Raw genomic sequence first — 18,479 nt, 5'->3', positions numbered from 1 at the left:
AGGGCGACCGCCGAGGCCGAGGCTCACCCTCCTCGGCACGTAGCCGTCCGCCCGCAGACGTACGGCGGTCACCAGGCCGGATATCAAGCGGCGCCCGGCGCGAGGTCCTTCTGCGAGAGGCCCGTAGGGGCCCGCGAGTCGCGCAACCCAGCGCCGACAGGGCATAGTGTCCCGCGGCGTCATCGGCCGATGTCGCCTGCCCATGGAAAGGGTGGTAGGAAGTGACGACGCGCTCAGGCGCCCGGTGGGCCCGGGCTGTTGCCTTGACCGCGCTGGCCATGGGGACCCTCGCGGTGTCCGCGGCGCCCGTGGCGGGCGCCCCGGCACCCATCAACATCCTGAGCGTGTCGGCGGAGAACGTGAAGCCCGGCGACAAGGTTCGCGTCCAGTTCCGCGTCACGAACAACGGGAGCGGGGCCGAAACGGCCATCGTGGTGGTGAGTGGCGGTTTGCGGTGCACCACCGGCTGCCGGGCGGAGCCGAACCTCAAACCCGGCCAGAGCCAGGACTTCCAGGCCACCGTCGTCGCGCCCCAGGTGAACGCGGGCGAGACCCTCGGTCTCAACATCTCGGTCGCCGTACGGCTCGACGGGCAGAACAGCTTCGACTACAAGATGGTCTACATCCACGGCCCGGGCACGTCGCAGCCCGGCGGGGGCACGTCGCAACCGGGCGCGCCGCGACCCGGTGCGGAAGAGCCATCGTCCGAGGTGGACGGGGTGTCCGGCCAGGTTCGCGACACCAACGGCGAGGCGGTCGGCGGCGTGGCCCTGACCGTCCGGGACAGCGCGGGGCACGAATACCGTACGACGAGCGACCGGAGCGGCCGGTTCTCGATCAAGTCGGGCGCCGGCAAGACGATCGCCGAGGGCCGGATCACGGTCGTCGCGGCCCTGGACGGCTACCGCACCACCCGTACGACCGTACCGGGCTCCGCCGGTGACACGGTGAGTGTGCGGCTGACGTTGGCCGCCGTGGCCGCGCCCGCCACGACCCCGCCGTCGCCCATCGCGACGGTGGCGGCGGACGACGCTCCCGAGCCGGAGACCACCGTGGCCGCGACGGCACCCCCCGCCCTCGTCGCGGTCAGCGACGAAGGCAGCGGTTCGCTGCCGTTCATCCTGGGCGGCCTGCTGGTCGCCGTGGGCCTGGGCGCACTGGCCCTGCTGGTGCACCGCCGCCGGAACACGCCGGACATGCCGGCTCCGCACGGGGCGACTCAGCTGACGGCGCCGGCCGGAGCGGGCATGAGCGACGCACCGACCGCGGTGCTGCACGCGAGGCCGCCGGCCGACGGGTTCCCCGGCCCGTACAGCGGACCCCCGCAGGGCGGCATCCAGCAGCTCAGCCACGACCCGTACGGCGGGTCGGCCCGCTGACGCCGCCGCGGCGGTTCGTCGCTTCCCCCCCCCCAGCCGCTCACGGCTCTGCCGAGATCACGTCTGTCTCTCTGCGCTCGACACCTGGGAGGGCGCGGTCTTCACGGCTGGTCGAGACGCAGGATGGTTTCCTCGATCTGCGCATTCCGCCCATTGGCGAACGAGGTCTCTGTGCCGATGGTCGTGAATCCTGCCCGGTGCAGCACCTTGAGCGATCTCACGTTGTCGCTCGCGGCGCGGGCGAACAGGGGCCGGACGTGAATCGACTCCAGGAGCAGGGCGAGCGCTCGGCCGGCGATGCCCTGCCCCCAGAAGGACCTGTCGATCCAGTACGTGACCTCGGTATCGCCGTCAACGACGAAGCTGCCGACACTCCCGACGAGCCGTCCATCGAGGGTGACCGCGCGGATGGTCACGTCGCGGGACGTCCTGATCTTCGCCATGTGGACGTCGAACGCGGTCCGGTCGTCGGGATTCTCGGCCACGAAGGCGGCCATCCGGACCGACTCGGGATCCCGCATCTGTTCGTACAGGGCGTCGAGGTCGGAGTCGTCAACCGGCCGCAGTGCCACCTCAGCCACGTGTGCCCCCAAAGCCTTCTCCAGCACCGGTCAGGGCGCTGAACATATCAGCGTCGTCGGACAGTGGGTGAGCGGCCGACGTCCGCTTCTGCCGACGTCCGCTCGGGGCTGTGGCTTGGGACGGCCAGTGAGCGGAGAGGCGTCCCCCCACGGGCGCGGCCCGGCTCGACCGGGCTGCCACCGTCTCATGCGTCAAGAGCGTGCTCGTCCGGCCGGTCACTGGGTTCGCGTCTGCCAGACCGGCTGCCGGGGTTCGTCGTGGTAAACGATGATGTCGGCGTGATCGGTTGGGTGGGCCGTGGCGAAGTAGAGCAGTTGGGCGGGGATGTAACGCTCGCGCCAGCGCCGTTCGACGTCGGCCCGAGACGCTACCCGGTGCTCTCGGATGACGGCGCGATCGACGGTCTTCTCGAGCGCGGTCGACACGAAGACGCGCAGGTCCCACCGATGGATCAGTTCCGGGCGCATGAGGAAGACGCCGTCGAAGAGCAGCACGGCGTCGGCGGGGGCAGTCGTGACCACGGGGGACAGCGTGGTGTCCGCGGTGCGGTCGTAGACCGCGAGCTGGAAGCGTCGGTCGCCGCTCGGGCCGAGCGGATCGAGCAGGACCCGGTTCAGCGCCGCGTGGTCGTGGGTGTCGAAGTAGCAGCCTTCAGCCGAGAACTCGCCGCGTCGATAGCGCTGCGCGCGGGGGAAGAGGAAATCGTCGATCGTCGCCCGGATGGTGTGGCGGCCCTGTTCGCGCAGGACGGCGGCCAGTTCGTCGGCGAGGGTGGTCTTGCCGGCGGCGGGCGGTCCGTCGATGGCGACCCGTGTCGGGTGCGCGACCGCGACGGACCCGATCGCCTCCGCCAGGCGGCCGATCATCTCGTCACGGGTACCTTGCTCCATGTTCTTCCCAGGGGTTGGGGGCGTCGCTCGCATCGAGCCGCTCGCTGGCGGAGTCGCCAACGACGTGTGGAGCGTACGCGTGGAGCAGGTCGCCTACGGACCGGGCGTTGACGCGAGAACCCGGCCCTTCGTGGCGGCCTCGGATGACGTGTCGCGCCCCCACCCTGTCGATCCATAAAGGACATCCGAGACTCCCTAGTAGACAGTCGGGGCCCACAGACTCCTCACGGCCCGATAGGCTGATCACCGTCGGCTGATCGAGAGGAGACAGCGAGTGATCAAGAAAGTAGCGTCGGGCATCATCGCTATGGGGGCGGCGGTCGCCATAGTTGGTGCGCCTGGCACCGCCCAGGCGCAAGTCGGTAGCCAGGAGGCCGTCGCAGCCTCTTGCTACGCGAGCGCGGACGTGCCCTGGTACAGGAGCCCGAATGTCTACGCGACCGGCCACATCTACTGCAGCCCGTACGCCTATGCCAAGATCGAAGTGACGCTTACGATGAACGGCGCCGAGCGGGGTTACTCCTCGACTGGCTACACGGCACCGCACATCAGCGACACCGCTGTCGGAACGAATCAGAGCGGCAACCAGCAGTGGTGCACTGTGGTGAGCGGCTACTGGGAAGACGACTTCGGGAACGACTACCCCGTTTACGACAGGGCATGTGAGAGCTCTGCCTGGTAGTCGGCGACCCCACCCGGGACCTGCGGCTGTCGGAGTAGTGGCGACCTGAACGAAGTGTGGCCCGCACCAACCCGTGCGGGGCCACACTCACCACGCGAGGATGCCCATGATCCAGCTGGTGATGCTCGAGCGCTGTTCACCTGATCGAGTAGTCCCGAGAACCGGGTCCCCCGGTGTGCGCGACACGATAATTTCGCGGTATGGGAATCACCGGGGGCATAGCATGCGTCTTCCTGGTCCTCCTCCTCGCGGCGGCCATCGTTTATTGGCTGGTGCAGTCCGGGTTCATGCGGAAGAAGAAGCCGCAATCACCGTCGGAGGATCTAGAGTCGCCGCAGGACCGGCGCGACGACCTCTGACGTGGGGGCCGACGAGGCGCGCGGGTGCGCCGAGTCAGGCGGGCCGCTAACCCGCAAGACCTGGTATAGAAGGCGAAGCTCGCACGATGATCAATTTGTTCGTTTCCGCGTGACAGGACCTCGCGTGGCCGGTCGTGCGCATAAGCGGGATTGCCGCTGGTGCTGCGATCGCTGCGCCGTGGGTGGGCGACGACCAACGGCATCCGGCTCGAGCTGGCCGCCAGCGGCACGCGGGTCGTCGGCGTCCGCGCCGGCGCGATCGACACCGAGATGGGCAGCGGGTACGACGGTTTCACGAGCGACCCGGCCGACATCGCCCGTGCTGCACTCGATGGCCTGGCGGCAGGGGAGATCGAAGTGCTGACCGACGACTGGACTCGGCGGACCAAGGCGTCGCTCGGCGTTCAGCCCGCGAGGCGTGCGGTCACCCGCTTGGGGTTCTCGCCAGCAACTCGTCAACCTCCACGGCGGTGGGCGCGGTTGCCGGTCCCTGCCGCGTGACGGCCAGCGCCGCGGCGGCGTTCGCGCGACGGGTGGCCTGGACCGGGTCGAGACCGTGCACGAGGGCCGCGACGAAGGCGCCCACGTGGGCGTCTCCGGCACCGTTGGTGTCCACAACGGTCACCGGGAAGGCCGGCACACGCAGGGTTTGGCCGGCCGTGGCGAGGACGGCGCCCTGCGGCCCGGTACGGACCACCACCCGGGCACGCGCGCTGCGCGCCGCGAGCGACGCGGCAGCTGCCTGCGGGTCGGCGTGGTCGGTGAGAATCCGCGCCTCCCGTTCGTTGCAACTCCACCAGTCGGCGCGTTCCCAGGCCGACGCGAGGACGGTTGCGGGGATCTCGGCGACCAGCGGACCCGGGTCGACGACGACGGTGACCTCCGGGGGGATCGTCGGTAGCCAGGCCGCCAGCGCCGTGCCGTTGGACGGGTAGGCCAAGCTGTACCCGGAGACGTACACGACGTCCCCGGGTCGCAGGTCGACCCGCGCCAGGTCCGCCGGTCCGAGCCGCGCCTCCGCGCCGACGCTCGTGGCGAAGGTGCGTTCTCCGGTCGGGTCGATCAGGGCGACGCTGAACCCGGTGTCCGCGTCCGGCAGGGCCGGCTGCACCAGCTCGATGCCGGCCTGGGCCAGTTGTTCGCGGGCCAGGTCCCCGAACGGCCCCGTGCCGTGCATTCCGGCGTACGCCACGGGTAGCCCCTGGCGTGCGGCGCTCACCATGACGTTGAGCCCGCCCCCCGCGGTGATCCGGCTGCCGGAGGCGAGGACGTCTCCGCCGACTTCGGGTAGCCGCGGCAGGTACATCACCACGTCGACGACGACGTTGCCGGTGTGCACCAGCCGGGGCGGACGCGGGGTCACCGCTGGGCTCCCGCGGCCTGATCGGCGGCCTCGTCCTCGGACCGGATCCGCCCGGCCGTGCCGCCGTGCCGGGCGCTCCTGGTGCCCAGCAGCAGGTACAGGACGCCGGCGACGAGGAAGGCCGCGACCCATCCGAGACCGTTGGTGCCCAGCCAGGAGTCCGCGAGCGGTCCGCTGAACCAGACGTCGTCCGCCGACGTCGAGGCGGTCAGGAAGAGCAGACCGACGACGGTGCCGGCCAGCCACGGCAGCACGGCGACCCAGCGGAACCCGCCCTGGTACCAGTAGACGCTGGTGCGGGTGGTGTCCATCAGCCCGCGCGGGTCGTAGTGGCGGCGGAAGAGCATGTCGGCCAGGAACACCGCCACCCACGCGGTGATCGGTACGGCGAGCAGCGAGATGAAGGTGATGAACGGCCCGTAGAAGTCCCCGGCGATCAGCATGAAGTAGATGCCACCGGCCAGGGTGAGCACGATGTCCAGGCCCACGGCCACCACGCGGCGGGTTCGGATGCCGAGGGTGATCATGGTCAGCCCGGCGGAGTAGACCGAGAGGTTGTTCGACAGCAGCAGGCCGCCGAACGCGGCGAGCAGGTACGGCACCGCCATCCAGGACGGCAGCATCAGCTGGATCGCCGAGACGGGGTCGCTGGCGGAGGCGAGGGTGCCGTCGCCCGCCGAGAGCAGACCACCCAACCCGATGAGCAGGAACAGCGGGATTCCGGCGCCCGCCGAGGCTGCGGCGACGATGCGCCCGCCCGGCACGCCCCGGTGCTGGTAGCGGGCCATGTCGGCGCCGGCGTTCGCCCAGCCGATGCCGGTGCCGGCGGCGATCACGCCGATGCCGGCGATGACGACGCTCAGCGGCGCGGCCGGGGCGTCGAGGACGGCGTGCCAGTTCACCCGGGTGATCAGGAACGCGGCGACGATGATGTTCAACGCGCCGAAGACGTACGTCGCCCACTGCTGGATCCAGACCAGCGTGGCGTGCCCCAGCCCGGAGACGACCAGGGTGAGCGCCACGAAGGCCAGCAGGCTGATCACCGTGAGCACCGGGTTCGCCGTGAGCCCGAACGCGATGTCCAGCAGTGCCAGCAGCGCGTACGCGGCGGTCGTCGTGTTGACCGTCTCCCAGCCGACCCGGGACAGCCACGAGATCACCGTCGGCCCGTGGTTGCCGCGCGGTCCGAAGATCGCCCGGGACAGCGTCATGCTGGGCGCGCCGCCCCACTTCCCGGCCACGCTGATCAGGCCGACGAGGGCGAACGAACCGAAGGAACCGATCGCGGCCACCAGCAGGGCCTGCCAGATGTTCATGCCGCGCAGCGCGACCAGGGTGGCGCCGAGCGGGAGCCCGAGGATCGAGATGTTGGCGGCGAACCAGACCCAGAAGAGCTGGCCCGGCCCGCCCGTGCGGTCGGTGGAGGGGACCGGTTCGATGCCTCTGGTCTCGATGGCGCCGACCCGGTTGGTGTCGGCCGGGATCGTGCCGGCCAGGTCCGTCGTGGACATCGTCGTCCTGCCTTTCCCTGCGGTGCCGGCCGTCAGCGGGGCTGACGAAGGGCGAGTAGTCGTGTCGCCAGTTCTGCCAGTGGAAGATGGTTGGCGTTTGTGATCGTTTCGCGTGCGGTGTCCGGGAAGGATGCGACTCCGTGGCCGGCGCCGGCGATGGCACCCACCATGGCGGCGATCGTGTCGGTGTCACCGCCCAGGCCCGCCGCGAGCAGGCATGCCTGCCACGGGTCGTCGGGGTGAACGGCGAGCACCGCGAAAGCCGCCGGAACCGACTCCTGCGTCGCCACGCTCGTCCCGACAAGCCGGTAGATCAGGTCGGCCGCCTCCTCTGGCGTGCGTCCCGCGACCAGGTCGGTGGCCCAGCCGATGCGCGCGGCGATGTCCGCCGCCGCGATCCAGTTGCCCCGTTCCGCGGCGAGCTGCGCAGCCCGCACGGCGGTCGCCGTCGCGGTCGCGGTGTCCGCGCCGTCCAGGCCGGCGCTGACGGCGGCGGCGACCGCGGCGGCGCCGGCCAGGGCGACGCCGGTGTTGTGGGTGACCCAACTCGCCTCGACGACGTGATCGACGAGCCGGTCCAGATCGGTTGCCGGTACGGCGATGCCCACCGGAGCGACGCGCATCGCCGCCCCGTTCGTCGTCCCGAACCGGCCGGCCTCCTCGAGGGGACGGCCGGCGGCGACGGCGGCGACCGCGGCCCGGGTCGACGGGCCGAGCAGGTCCAGCGAGCCGCGTCGGCGCATGTCGTCCTCCCAGGCGAGCAGTGCCCGGGCGAGATCGTGCCCGTCGACGTGCCCCCGGCCGTCGAGGAGCAGCTGCGCGAGGAGCAGCGCCTGCTCGGTGTCGTCGGTCACCGTGCCGGCGGGCATTCCGGGCGCGATCGGCTGGTCCGCGGGGCCCGGCTCGAAGCCGGCCAACCGGCGGTAGCGGGCGACGATCCGTTCCCGTGGCATGGACTGGGTCGGCATGCCGAGCGCATCGCCGACGGCGAGCCCGGTCAGGGCCCCGACCGCCCGCGATTCGATCCCCACTGCCGGATTCGAGGCGTTCATTCCGGCGCCTCCCCGAAGCGCAGGTGCAGCCGGAATCGCTCCGGATGCAGCAGGCTCTCCACGTACTCCACGAATTCGCCCCGTGCGTCCCGACTCAGCCGCTGGGTGCGCAGATACTGGTCGCCGGAAGCGCAGCCGAGCAGCTCCGCGTCCGACTGCGTCACCCGGCACAGGTCCACCCACTCCTCACCGTGCGCGGGCGTGAGGTTGGCCGAGCGCAGCGCCGCGTACAGGGAGCCGGTGAGACCGTGCTCGGGCAGGTCGCGCAGCGGGCCGACGGCCGGAATGCGGCTTCGCTCGATCGAGATCGCCGGGCCCTGTTCGAGCGCCCGGAGCCGGTCGACCGCGACCACTTCGGCCGAGGGCAGATCGAACCGCTCCGCCAGCTCGGGCTCGTGGGCCACCTCGAGACGCAGAATGCGTACGGTGGTGGGGACGCCCTGCTCGGCCAGGGCCCGGGACCAGCCCAACCGGTCGTCGATCGTCCGACCGTCGAAGGTCACGAACGAGCCCTTGCCGGAGCGGGTCTCGATCAGCCCCTGCCGGATCAGGTCGGCGAGGGCCTGGCGGACAGTGTTCCGGCTCACATCGAACCGGGTCGCGAGGGCGTGCTCGCCGGGCAGCTGGGTGCCCAGGGCCAGTCGGCCAGCGCGGATCTCCCGGGCGAGCTGCTCAGCGACCCGCTCGTGCTTGAGCCTCAGAACCTGTCCAAACATGTTCAGGGAGGCTACACCTGGCTCGCGCGTTCAGCCAGTGGCCGCGGCAGGCGGGTGAACCTGACCTGACTCCTGACCTGATTCCGCGAGAACGGCCCACCCCGACAGACGCGGCACGGGGCACCCTCGGGCGAGGGCGCCCCGTGCTGGCTGTCGCCGGACGTCAGTGGATCATCAGCGAAGCGGGATCCCGGCGCGACGGGCGGCCTGCTGGCCGCCGAGCACCGGCAGCGAGAGGTGACTGACCTTGGTGTTGAGGGTGATGGTCGGCCGCGATGCGAGCGTCTCGGCGGAGTAGTTGCGGTAGCTGCCGACGATGATGACGCCGATCCGGTTTCCGGCGGTGAAGACGTACTCCTCGGGCAGTAGGGGAATGCTGATCTCGTACATCTGGCCGGGCGTCATGGGCTCGGCGGCCGCGATTGACTCCCGGTTCTGCCCGTCGCGGATCCCCTTGGTCACCCGCCACTGCGTGACGTCGGTCGGGCGGTAGGCGATGGGCCGGTAGCACCCGTCGTCGGATGGGCTCGATTCGCCATAGCACTCCTCGGGCAGCGTCGTCTGCAGGACACCGTCGCCGGATCGGCTGTTCTGCGTGCTCGGCCCGTACTCGACGAGGATCGCACCGAAGTAGGCGGCATCGAGGCTCGACGACGCGGTGAGCTTGATGACGGGGGTGCCGGAGATGCGCAGGTCCTCGCTCAGCGGCGGGGACAGGAAGGCCAGGCGGTTGCCGTTCGCCTGGCTCGGATTGCTGATCATCGCGGCTTCGGTCTGGCTCGGGTTGTCGGCGAACGACCGGGTCGTCGGAGCGCCCTTGGCCGGGGTGAGCGCGAGTTGGCCGGCGCTCTCGGCTCCGGGACGCAGCCACATGTTGACGTTTCCGGTGCCGGGGATCGGCCAGTCCGCGTGCTGTTCCCAGACACCGATGGACGGTTCCACATCGACTCGCGGCTCCGCCATGATCCCGTTGTCGATGCCCTGGAGCCAGTAGTCGAACCAGCGGTGCAGCGTGTCGACCCATACCTCCCGGCGGAACTCGAACGGGTCGATGTGCCCGACGCGGCCGACCCACAGCTTGCGCGGGACGTCGTACGTCTTCAGCGCGTGCCAGAACTTACTGAAGTGGTCGGCGCGGACGTTGTCGTCCTGGATGCCGTGCACAAGGAACACGCTGGCCGTGATCTTCGCGGCGTCGTCCAGGTAGTTCCGCTCGTCCCAGAACGGCGTGTAGTCGCCGTGCTCGTCGCCGTCGGTGGCGGCGATCTCGTTCCAGATAGGCGCGCATCGGGATTGACGGGTCGGGTCGTCAGCCGTGATGGTGCGGGCGAGCGATCCCAGGTAGTTGTTGCCACGCGTGACGATGCCGTTGCCGCGGGTGTAGTCGTAGTAGTTGTAGGGGCCGGCGATGGGCACGACGGTGGACAGGCCGTCGACGCCGGACACCGCCGCGGCCATCGCCAGAGAGCCGTCGTACGACTTTCCGATCATCCCGGACTTGCCGTTGTGCCAGTCGACCACCACCGGATCGCCGTGGGAGTCGCGCGCGGTCCGGCGGCCGTTGAGCCAGTCGACCACGGCTGGCCCGGTGGCGTTCTCGTTCGCACCCTGGATCGTCGGGCAGCCGGTGGAGCCGGCCGTGCCGACCATGTCGACGAGCGCGATCGCATAGCCGCGGGGCACGAAGTAGTTGTCGTAGAACAGTGGCCAGCGGTCGAGAAGACCGTCCCCATCGGTGTCCGCCTTGAGTTCGGACTCGTTGCCGCGCCCCAGCGTCGTGTAGTACGGACTGTTGTCGATGATGACGGGCGCCTTCAGGCCGTGCGCGGTGGCGGCTGGGCGGATGACGTCGACACGGATGACGTCCTTGACGCCGTCCCGGTCACTGTCGAGGTCGGTGTCCACCCAGACCCGTTCGCGGATCGCATCGGCATAGCCGAACACCGGTTGGGTGACGCCGTCCGCAACGGTGACCGTCGGCGTCTCGGCCCGCTCGGCGGCGACAGCCGGCGCCGTCACGGCCAGCACCGCCAGCACCGCGCCGACCGGAATGATCGTCCTCAAGACTTCCCTCCTCATCGGGCCCTGCGGGCGACGCCTTCTGGCGCGCTGGCGCGACCACCACCGCACGCTACGAAACGGCTGATTGATCGTCATCAGGCAGATGCCGGAAGTCCGGGTCGCGACGCATAGGCATCTGCCGAGACGGCGGCCGTCTCCGACGCCGTCGTGCCCGCGGCCGGTGCCCGCGTCCACCACGCTCTCTAGCGAATGAGGGTGCGGTGCGGCATGCGGCGGTCGCCGAGGCGGTGGACCGGTGCTGCCGCCAGGGTTGCGGCACGACCGAGGCCGCAGGTGATGCCTTCGGCCGGACCGGGTGCTCGGTCGCCGGGCACCGGCTGCACCGCGGCGACGAACCGTCGGCGACCGTGGCGTGCCGGCGCCCTGGCCGGTGTGCGCGAGGATGAGTGAATGCCGAATACGAACGAGTTGCAGGCTCTCCAAGATCGGGCGCAGGGGCGCTGGGAGCACCTCCAGAGCAACTGGCGCCGACGCGCCAGGGTCAACAAGATCACCTCGATGCTCCTGGTCTACCTGAGTGTGACCCTGGCAGTCACCGCCACCGTGCTTGCGGCGGTGCCCGCCGCTCCGAAGTGGTTGATTGCCGCCATCAGTGGCGGTACTGCCCTGGCCACGACTCTGCTGGCGGCAACAAAGGCCCAGGAGCACTGGGCGCTCGCTCGGTCGATACAGAATCAACTCCATGCCGAGCGCTTTCTCTACGAGCAGAATGCCGGCCACTACGCCCTGGCGAGCGCCTCATCCGACGAGGCGCGGGCTCGGCTCTTCTCGGAACGCATCACCGAGATCGCATTGGCGGCTCATGACTCCTGGGCGACCCGGATAGTCACGACGCCCGTTCCGGTCGCGCCCCTACCTGCGGCACCATCTGCGACCTAGTCTCCCCAGGTCGAGTCCCTGGACGCAGGTCCAGCGGGCCCCGCACCATGCCGGGATCCATGCGCTCATCTCGGCTATGACAGCGCACCGCCGGCCGTCCCGGGAGGCGACCCCGCACCGCAGGTGAGGGCTGTACCAGCCGGCGGCTGGTCGGCCGGGTTCCCCTCACACCCTCGTGCCGGTACCGGGCCTCGGTGCCCGCCTCCAGCTTCCGGCCACCTCGCCGCAACGGTTCTGCCGTCGCCGCTGGGCTCACCGTGGTTGCCTACGCCTGCTGGGTGACCGGCTCCGCCGGCCGCTCTGCGGTGGACGGTGTCGCCCTGCCGAGCAGGGTGGCAGACAGGACGGCCGCCAGCAGGAGTAGCACGCTGCCGCCCGCGGCGGCGGTATGCAGACCACTGGTGAACGCGTCCTTCGCCGTGGTGAGGATCGTCTCGGCCAGGCCGTCGGGCAGGTGGGCCGTCACATCCACCGCCGCGCCGAGAGTGTCCCGAGCCGATTCGGCGACCTCCGGTGGCGTCCCCGGAGGAACACTGAGGTGCTGCCGGTACACCACGTTCGCGATGCTGCCGAACACGGCCAGACCGAGGGCTCCGCCAAGTTCCTGAGCAGTCTCCGACACCGCCGAGGCCGCGCCGGCCTGCGCCGGCGGCGCGGCCCCGACGACGAGGTCGGTGCCGAGGACCAGCAGCGGTGAGGCGCCGAGGAAGAACACTGCGAGCCCTGCGGCCAGGGTGCCCGGCCCGGAGTCGGTGTCAGCGAGTGTGACCAGCCACAAACCACCGGCCGAGATCACCAGCCCGGCCGCCGCGACGGTAGCGGGGCGGAGGCGGCGGGCCAACGCCGGTGCCATCAGGAGCCCGACGACGACCGCCACCGTCTGCGGCAGCATCCACAGCCCGGCGCGCAGCGGTGTCAGCCCGAGCACCAGCTGGAGGTATTGGGCGCTCAGCAGCCCCAGGCCGGGCCCGACGAGGATGACGAGCATCAAGGTGCCCAACGACACACTGAACCGCCGGTCGGCGAAGAGGCCGAGGTCGAGCAGCGGTTCGGCCAGGGTTCGCTGCCGCCATACGAACACCACGATCAGGGCGAGACCGGCCAGCGCGCCCAGTGCTGGCCGACCGCTGACCCCTTCGGCGGCGAGCTGCTTGAACCCGTAGACCAGTGCGAGGATGCCGGCGAGCGAGATGAGCACGCTGGCCAGGTCGATCCGTCCCGTGGCCTGGTCCCGGTGTTCCGGCAGCAGCCGGGGCCCGACGAGCAGCAGGACGGCCATCACCGGCACAGCCAGCAGGAACACCGACCCCCACCAGTAGTGCTCCAGTAACAGGCCACCGATCAGCGGACCGGCCAGCATGCCGCCGGTGAAGCCAGTCATCCAGACGCTGATCGCCACCGTGCGCTGTGCCGAATCGTGGAACATGGTGCGGATCAGCGAGAGCGTCGACGGCATCAGCGTCGCGCCGGCGATGCCGAGCAGCGCCCGTGCCAGGATCAGCAGTTCGGCGGTGGGCGCGTAGGCGGCAAGCGTCGACGCGGCGCCGAAGGCCGCCGCCCCGACGAGTAGCAGCCGCTTGCGTCCGTAGCGGTCGCCGAGCGCCCCCATGGTGAGCAGGAAACCGGCGATCAGGAAGCCGTAGCTGTCGTTGATCCACAGTAACTCGGTACTGCTCGGTCGCAGGTCCGCGCTCAGCATCGGAACCGCCAGATGAAGTACGGACACGTCGATGGACAAGAGCAGCGTCGGCAGAACCAGGACAGCCAGGCCGATCCACTCCCTCGGCCCGGCTCGGTTGGCGGAGTTCTCAGTCACCATGCTTCGCAAGCTAGAACCTGAAGCGAAGTTGAGCTCAAGGGTCAGTCGCGCGCGTCATCACTGCGCCGGCCGGGGCCCGGCCGGCGCAGTGGACGGAAGAAGGTCCGGATGTCGGCGACGAGAACGTCCGGGACCTCCAGCGCGGCGAAGTGGCCCCCGCGGTCGTACTCCGCCCAGTGGACGAGGTTGTGTTCCCGTTCGGCTAGCCGGCGGAGCGCCGGATCGTGGGGGAAGACCGCGATCCCGGTGGGCACCCCGGAGGAGGCCGCCGGCCGGGGCGGCTGGGCGCGTACCTCGTAATAGAGCTGGGCCGAGCTCGCTGCGGTGCCGGTCAGCCAGTAGAGCGACACGTCGGTCAGTAGGAGGTCCCGGTCTATCGCCTCGTCCGGCACCGCGTGTGCCGGGTCGGTCCAGTCCCGCACCTTGTCCAGGATCCACGCGAGCTGGCCGACCGGTGAGTCGGTCAGCGCGTACCCCAGCGTCTGTGGCCGGGTGGCCTGGATCTCGGCATAGCCGCCGGCGTGCCGCCGAAGCTGCTCGGCGGCGGCCAGCCGAACCTGTTCCGCCGCGGTCAGCGTCACCGTGGCGAGCTGGTCGGCGCGGGGTATCTCCAGCCCGCCGTGGATGTGCACCCCGACGACCCGGTCCGGAGCGAGCTGGCCGAGCCGGGGCGAGACGAGGAAGCCCGTGTCGCTGCCCTGTGCGCCGTAGCGCTCGTAGCCGAGCCGGTCCATCAGGGTGATCCAAGCCCGGGCGATACGGTCGTGGTTCCAGCCCGGCCCGGACAGCGGGGTGGAGAAGCCGAAGCCGGGCAGCGATGGCGCCACCACGTGGAACGCGTCCGCCGGGTCGCCACCGTGCCGGGCCGGATCGGTCAGCGGACCGACGACGCGGAGGAACTCGACGATCGAGCCGGGCCACCCGTGGGTGAGGATCAGCGGTAGCGCGTCGGGTACCGGCGACCGGACGTGCGCGAAGTGCAGCAGCTGACCCTCGATCTCGGTGGTGTAATGCGGGAACTCGTTGAGCTTCGCCTCCCACATCCGCCAGTCGTACGCGTGCAGCCAGTGCGCCACCAGGTCACGCAGATAGCTGAGCGGCACGCCGCGGCTCCAACCGACGCCGGGCAGCTCCGCTGGCCATCGGGTACGGCGCAGCCGGTCGACCAGGTCGTCGAGCGCGGCCTGTGGAATGTCGATCCGGAACTCCCGGACGGCGGTCATGTCACTCCCTCGGTTTCGCTTCCACCCCGCGCGGACACGCCAGCGTGACGGCTGCCTGCGCAGGCTTCACGAGACCATGCTGCCGTGGAGACGGCTTCCGGATCGCCTCCGACAGTGCCGGTGGTGACACGTAGCAGGCGGCCGCGGCCCGGGCGAAGCGCTGCTCCCCGGCGAGCGCAACGAAGGACCCGAGCTGACGGAACAGCATGACCACCCAGTGCCAGCGCCGCGCTTGTCTGCGGGGCGCGAAGCCGACGATCGGCTACCGTCCGCGGGTGACCGCTGCGACCGGTCGGGTGGTCGTGGTGTTCAGGGGCGGGCTGCGGCGTACAAGATGGGGTCAACCGGCCGGATGACGCCGAACCGAGGCCGTGGAGATCCTCCTGGCCGCCGATGCGGGCAACCTGGAGCAGCGGGCCCCGGCCGGCGATCCGCTCCTTCGCCGCGTTACGGCCTCAGCACGATCTTTCCTCGCGTGTGTCGCGACTCGCTCAACTCGTGGGCGGCGGCCGCCTCCTCCAGGGAGAACACGGCAGCGACCGGCACCGTGAAGCGGCCCCGCTCGGCGAGGTCGCCGGCGGCGGCGATTCCGTCGAGCGACGGCGTGTCCGCGCCGGGCCCAGAGCCGCGCGACAGGTGCACGCCGTACGCCGCGGCGTTGACGTCGGCGATGGTCACCACCGCGTCCGGGCTACCTACCAGGGCGACCAGGTGGGGCAGCGAACCAGAGCCGGCGCAGTCGAGTGCGACATCCACTCGGCCGGGCATCAGCCCGTCGACCCGCTCGGCCAGCCCGGGGCCGTAGGTGGTCGGGATCGCCCCGAGCGAGGCGACGAACGCGTGGTTGCGGTCACTGGCCGTGCCGATGACCGTCGCGCCGCGCGCGACCGCGAGTTGGATGGCGGTCGTGCCGACTCCGCCGGCTGCGCCCTCGATCAACAGCGTCGTGCCGTCCTTGACGCCCAGCCGGTCGAGCACGCGCGTGGCCGTCTCGATGTTGGCGGCCGCGCCGCCGGCCTGCTCCCAGCTCAGGGTCGCCGGTTTCGGTGCCCACGCGGCCAGGACGGCGTATTCGGCGTTCGCTCCGCCCATCGTGGCGTAGTCGGTGATCCCGAAAACCTCATCGCCTACCCGAACCGTGGTCACTCCGTCGCCGACCTCATCCACCACGCCGGCCGCGTCGACTCCGGGCACGTGCGGCAGGCGGAGCGGAAACCATTCCTGGAATCGGCCGGCGCGAACGTATGTGTCGGCCGGATTGACACCCGAGGCCCGAACTGTCACCCGGACCTGGCCCGGACCGGCGTGCGGTTCCGGTGCCTCCGAGACCTCCAGCACACTCGGGGGACCATACTTGGAAAATTGCAGCGCCCTCATGGACACGGACGCTAACGCGCGCCGCTGTCCACCTCGCTAAAGTGAGAGCAGTGACCGATCGTTTGTCTCGCACCCTCCGCTCCGACGCGCTGGACAACCGCGAGCGGATCCTCGAGGCCGCCCGGGCGGTCTTCGCCGTTGACGGCCTGGACGTGCCGATGCGGGAGGTAGCCCGGCGCGCCGGGGTTGCACCCGCCACCGTGTACCGCCGGTTCCCGACGAAGGAGATGCTGGTCACCGAGGCCTTCGCGGAGCAGATGTACACGTGCCGGGCCGTCGTCGACGAGGGCCTCGCCGATCCGGATCCGTGGCACGGTTTCTGTCTAGTCATTGAGAAGATGTGTGAGTTGCACGCCCTCGATCGAGGATTTACCGCAGCTCTCACCTCGACGTTTCCCAAAGCTGTGGATTTCGACGAGCGTCGTGAATACGCGCTCAGAGCGATCGACGAACTAGCCCGCCGTGCCAAGGAAGCTGGCCGTCTGCGTCCCGATTTTGTCTTGGACGACGTCATCCTCGTGCTCATGGCCAACAGGGGTATCCACGCCAACTCCCCGGCCGCCCAGCTCGCCGCCGCCCGGCGGTTCGCCGCGCTCGCCATCTCCGCATTCCACGCCTCCCCGGATGCCTCGCCGCTCCCGCCCGCGCCGCGGCTGGCGCCCCGGCATCGGAACACCGCAGCCGAGCAGGCTGGTCCGGAGGAGTTCGGCGACGTGAGCGACTCGCCCGCCGGCTGAGGCAGCTCCCACTGGGTGCCTGCCTCAGCGGTTGCCATTTCCTCACGTCGGCGGGTTCGGCCGGGGATCAGGAGCGCGACCCCGAGGAGCACAGCGACGACGAGGACCACTACCTGGCTGACGGCATCCTTCGCGGACAGATGCCCAAGGTGGGTGACGTGATACGCGAAGTGCAGAATCCCGAAGACGGTCCAGGCGATACCCAGCAGTCGATATCCGATCGGGGAGAGGCAGATCAGGCCGTATGCGCCGGCGGCGCCCAGCGCGAGATACATGCCACCGTGGTCGCGGGCGAGGTGCTCGTTGTACGGACCGTCCGGTGAGATCCACTCGCCGAGGACGGCGGGGAAGTGGTCGAAGAACGACTGCGGGAAGGTGTCGCCGCAGACCACCGGGTTCCTGCGTCTGGACGGTGTTCCGGAGCAATCGGAGGCTGGGCCACATCCCGGGCGAGCAGGGACTCAGCGGGCGGGTGCCGGCTCGGGCGACGCCCGCCACTCTCGCCTGATGAGCCCGTAGACCCACGAGTCGGAGACCTCGCCGTTCACGACGCAGTCATCCCGCAGTGTCCCCTCACGCACGAACCCGAGCTTCTCCAGCACACGGGCGGATGCCACGTTACGTGTATCGGTCTCGGCCTGGACGCGATTGAGGTCCAACGTGTCGAATGCCCACCGCAGCATGGCGCGCGCGGTCTCCGTCGCGTAGCCGTGGCCCCACGCCGCAGCGTCGTAGCAGTAGCCCAGGGCTGCGCTGCGGTAGTCCGGGTTCCACCGGTTCACGCTGCACCAGCCGATGAACCTGCCGTCGGAGGCGCGGTCCACGGCCACCCGTGCCCCGGTGCCCGCCTCTGCCATCTGCCGGCACGCCGTGATGAACCGCTCGGCACGTACGCGGTCGGTCCACGGCGGTGCGTCCCAGTAGCGCAGCACGTAGGTGTTGCTGTGTAGCGCGAAGAGGTCGTCGGCGTCCGCGTCGGTGAAGGGACGCAGCCGAAGGCGAGCGGTGTGCAGGGTGGGGGTGGGTAGCGGTATGCGGGTCATGCGCGGAGCCTCAGATCCGGGCTTTCAGCACGTCGATCTCGCAGCCCGTGGCGGCCGGGTCGAAGCCGTGTTCGGTCAGCCAGCGGATCGCCAGCAGGCTCCGCAGTGACCACCACGCGCGGATGACGTCGAGGTCGACGTCGATGCCGTAGCCGACGAGGACGTCATCGAGGCGCTCCTCCTGTCCGAGCGTCAGGATGGCCAGGTCGTAGAGGGCGTCGCCTTGGCCCGCCTCGGACCAGTCGATGACGCCGGTGATCTCGTCGCCGTCGACGAACACGTGGCTGATCTGCAGGTCCCCGTGCATGAACACGGGACTCCACGGCCGCAGTGCGGCCTCGGCAACGCGGCGGTTGCGGGTGACCAGGTCAGCGGGGAGGACATCGTTCGTGATGAGCCACCGGCATTCACCGTCGAGGCGCGACGCCAGCTCGTCGAGGCGGGGACTGGGCCATGGCGGCAGCGGCGCGTCGTGCAACATCCGTGTGGCGGCACCGGCCGCGGCCCACGCCGCCGGCGACGCGGTCGACGGCTCGCCGAGGCGCCCGAGTGCCGTCCCGGGGAGAGCGGCGAGAGCGAGCACGGGTGGCTCGCGCCACAGGATCTCCGGCGTTGGGATCGGCGCCAGTGCCATCGCCTCGACCTCAACAGCGGCGCGACGCTGATCAGCGTCGATTTTCAGGAACACGTCGCCGACGCGTACGGTCGCGCGCTCGTTATGGGCGACAACGACCTCGACCTCGTCCATGTCGGCCAGTGTCGCGGAGGCGGCCACCGACGTCACC

Annotated in this window: 18 protein-coding genes; 5 read left to right on the top strand and 13 right to left on the bottom strand. The window is 70.3% G+C overall.

Going from position 1 to position 18,479, the window contains the following annotated elements; genetic code table 11:
• Positions 1-221: 221 nt before the first annotated feature.
• The gene (locus tag SM573_RS27315; RefSeq protein ID WP_474617370.1) at positions 222-1,379 is read left to right on the top strand and encodes a carboxypeptidase-like regulatory domain-containing protein; all 1,158 of its coding nucleotides are present in this window, start codon (positions 222-224) and stop codon (positions 1,377-1,379) included.
• A gap of 101 nt (positions 1,380-1,480) precedes the next feature.
• On the opposite strand, the gene SM573_RS27310 is transcribed toward SM573_RS27315, so the two are convergent.
• Positions 1,481-1,960: a GNAT family N-acetyltransferase gene (locus SM573_RS27310; RefSeq protein ID WP_474617369.1), complete on the bottom strand. Its 480-nt coding sequence runs from the start codon at positions 1,958-1,960 to the stop codon at positions 1,481-1,483.
• Between the two features lie 216 nt (positions 1,961-2,176).
• Positions 2,177-2,851: a cytidylate kinase family protein gene (locus SM573_RS27305; protein ID WP_474617395.1), complete on the bottom strand. Its 675-nt coding sequence runs from the start codon at positions 2,849-2,851 to the stop codon at positions 2,177-2,179.
• 274 nt (positions 2,852-3,125) lie between these two features.
• On the opposite strand from SM573_RS27305, the gene SM573_RS27300 reads away from it, so the two are divergent.
• Both SM573_RS27300 and SM573_RS27295 read left to right on the top strand, forming a co-directional pair.
• Positions 3,126-3,533 (top strand): hypothetical protein, encoded by a 408-nt coding sequence (locus SM573_RS27300; protein ID WP_474617368.1) that lies wholly within the window; start codon positions 3,126-3,128, stop codon positions 3,531-3,533.
• A 200-nt stretch (positions 3,534-3,733) separates the two neighbouring features.
• The gene (locus SM573_RS27295; RefSeq protein ID WP_474617367.1) at positions 3,734-3,892 is read left to right on the top strand and encodes a hypothetical protein; all 159 of its coding nucleotides are present in this window, start codon (positions 3,734-3,736) and stop codon (positions 3,890-3,892) included.
• A 424-nt stretch (positions 3,893-4,316) separates the two neighbouring features.
• Here the strand turns inward: SM573_RS27295 and SM573_RS27290 are convergent, their stop codons facing one another.
• The 5 genes from SM573_RS27290 to SM573_RS27270 form a co-directional block, all read right to left on the bottom strand.
• The gene (locus tag SM573_RS27290; RefSeq protein ID WP_474617366.1) at positions 4,317-5,255 is read right to left on the bottom strand and encodes a PfkB family carbohydrate kinase; all 939 of its coding nucleotides are present in this window, start codon (positions 5,253-5,255) and stop codon (positions 4,317-4,319) included.
• Positions 5,252-6,766, bottom strand: coding sequence for a purine-cytosine permease family protein (locus SM573_RS27285; protein ID WP_474617365.1), 1,515 nt, complete (start codon positions 6,764-6,766; stop codon positions 5,252-5,254). The genes SM573_RS27290 and SM573_RS27285 overlap by 4 nt, the downstream gene beginning before the upstream one ends.
• Before the next feature lie 32 nt (positions 6,767-6,798).
• Positions 6,799-7,797 (bottom strand): ADP-ribosylglycohydrolase family protein, encoded by a 999-nt coding sequence (locus tag SM573_RS27280; RefSeq protein WP_474614123.1) that lies wholly within the window; start codon positions 7,795-7,797, stop codon positions 6,799-6,801.
• Between the two features lie 17 nt (positions 7,798-7,814).
• The gene (locus SM573_RS27275) at positions 7,815-8,534 is read right to left on the bottom strand and encodes a GntR family transcriptional regulator (RefSeq protein ID WP_474617364.1); all 720 of its coding nucleotides are present in this window, start codon (positions 8,532-8,534) and stop codon (positions 7,815-7,817) included.
• A gap of 174 nt (positions 8,535-8,708) precedes the next feature.
• Positions 8,709-10,691, bottom strand: coding sequence for a CocE/NonD family hydrolase (locus SM573_RS27270; protein ID WP_474617363.1), 1,983 nt, complete (start codon positions 10,689-10,691; stop codon positions 8,709-8,711).
• Between the two features lie 315 nt (positions 10,692-11,006).
• Between SM573_RS27270 and SM573_RS27265 the strand changes: the two genes are divergently transcribed.
• The gene (locus SM573_RS27265; RefSeq protein ID WP_474617362.1) at positions 11,007-11,495 is read left to right on the top strand and encodes a DUF4231 domain-containing protein; all 489 of its coding nucleotides are present in this window, start codon (positions 11,007-11,009) and stop codon (positions 11,493-11,495) included.
• Positions 11,496-11,760: 265 nt separating this feature from the next.
• Here SM573_RS27265 and SM573_RS27260 read toward each other — a convergent pair whose 3' ends face one another.
• The 4 genes from SM573_RS27260 to SM573_RS27245 form a co-directional block, all read right to left on the bottom strand.
• Positions 11,761-13,314 (bottom strand): MFS transporter, encoded by a 1,554-nt coding sequence (locus SM573_RS27260; RefSeq protein WP_474617361.1) that lies wholly within the window; start codon positions 13,312-13,314, stop codon positions 11,761-11,763.
• A gap of 41 nt (positions 13,315-13,355) precedes the next feature.
• Positions 13,356-14,537: an epoxide hydrolase family protein gene (locus SM573_RS27255; protein WP_474617360.1), complete on the bottom strand. Its 1,182-nt coding sequence runs from the start codon at positions 14,535-14,537 to the stop codon at positions 13,356-13,358.
• 1 nt (position 14,538) lies between these two features.
• Positions 14,539-14,745, bottom strand: coding sequence for a LysR family transcriptional regulator (locus SM573_RS27250; protein ID WP_474617394.1), 207 nt, complete (start codon positions 14,743-14,745; stop codon positions 14,539-14,541).
• 239 nt (positions 14,746-14,984) lie between these two features.
• Positions 14,985-15,914: an NADP-dependent oxidoreductase gene (locus SM573_RS27245; RefSeq protein WP_474617359.1), complete on the bottom strand. Its 930-nt coding sequence runs from the start codon at positions 15,912-15,914 to the stop codon at positions 14,985-14,987.
• Positions 15,915-15,964: 50 nt separating this feature from the next.
• Between SM573_RS27245 and SM573_RS27240 the strand changes: the two genes are divergently transcribed.
• A complete protein-coding gene (locus SM573_RS27240; protein WP_474614131.1) occupies positions 15,965-16,651 on the top strand; it encodes a TetR/AcrR family transcriptional regulator in 687 nt (228 codons plus the stop codon).
• Positions 16,652-17,112: 461 nt separating this feature from the next.
• Here SM573_RS27240 and SM573_RS27235 read toward each other — a convergent pair whose 3' ends face one another.
• Together SM573_RS27235 and SM573_RS27230 are read right to left on the bottom strand one after the other, a co-directional pair.
• Complete coding sequence (locus SM573_RS27235) at positions 17,113-17,694, bottom strand: GNAT family N-acetyltransferase (RefSeq protein ID WP_474617358.1); 582 nt, start codon at positions 17,692-17,694, stop codon at positions 17,113-17,115.
• 10 nt (positions 17,695-17,704) lie between these two features.
• Positions 17,705-18,442 (bottom strand): phosphotransferase family protein, encoded by a 738-nt coding sequence (locus SM573_RS27230; protein WP_474617357.1) that lies wholly within the window; start codon positions 18,440-18,442, stop codon positions 17,705-17,707.
• Positions 18,443-18,479: the final 37 nt, after the last annotated feature.

It is taken from the genome of Micromonospora xinjiangensis (assembly GCF_056150165.1).
This window is presented reverse-complemented; position numbering and strand designations above follow the sequence as displayed.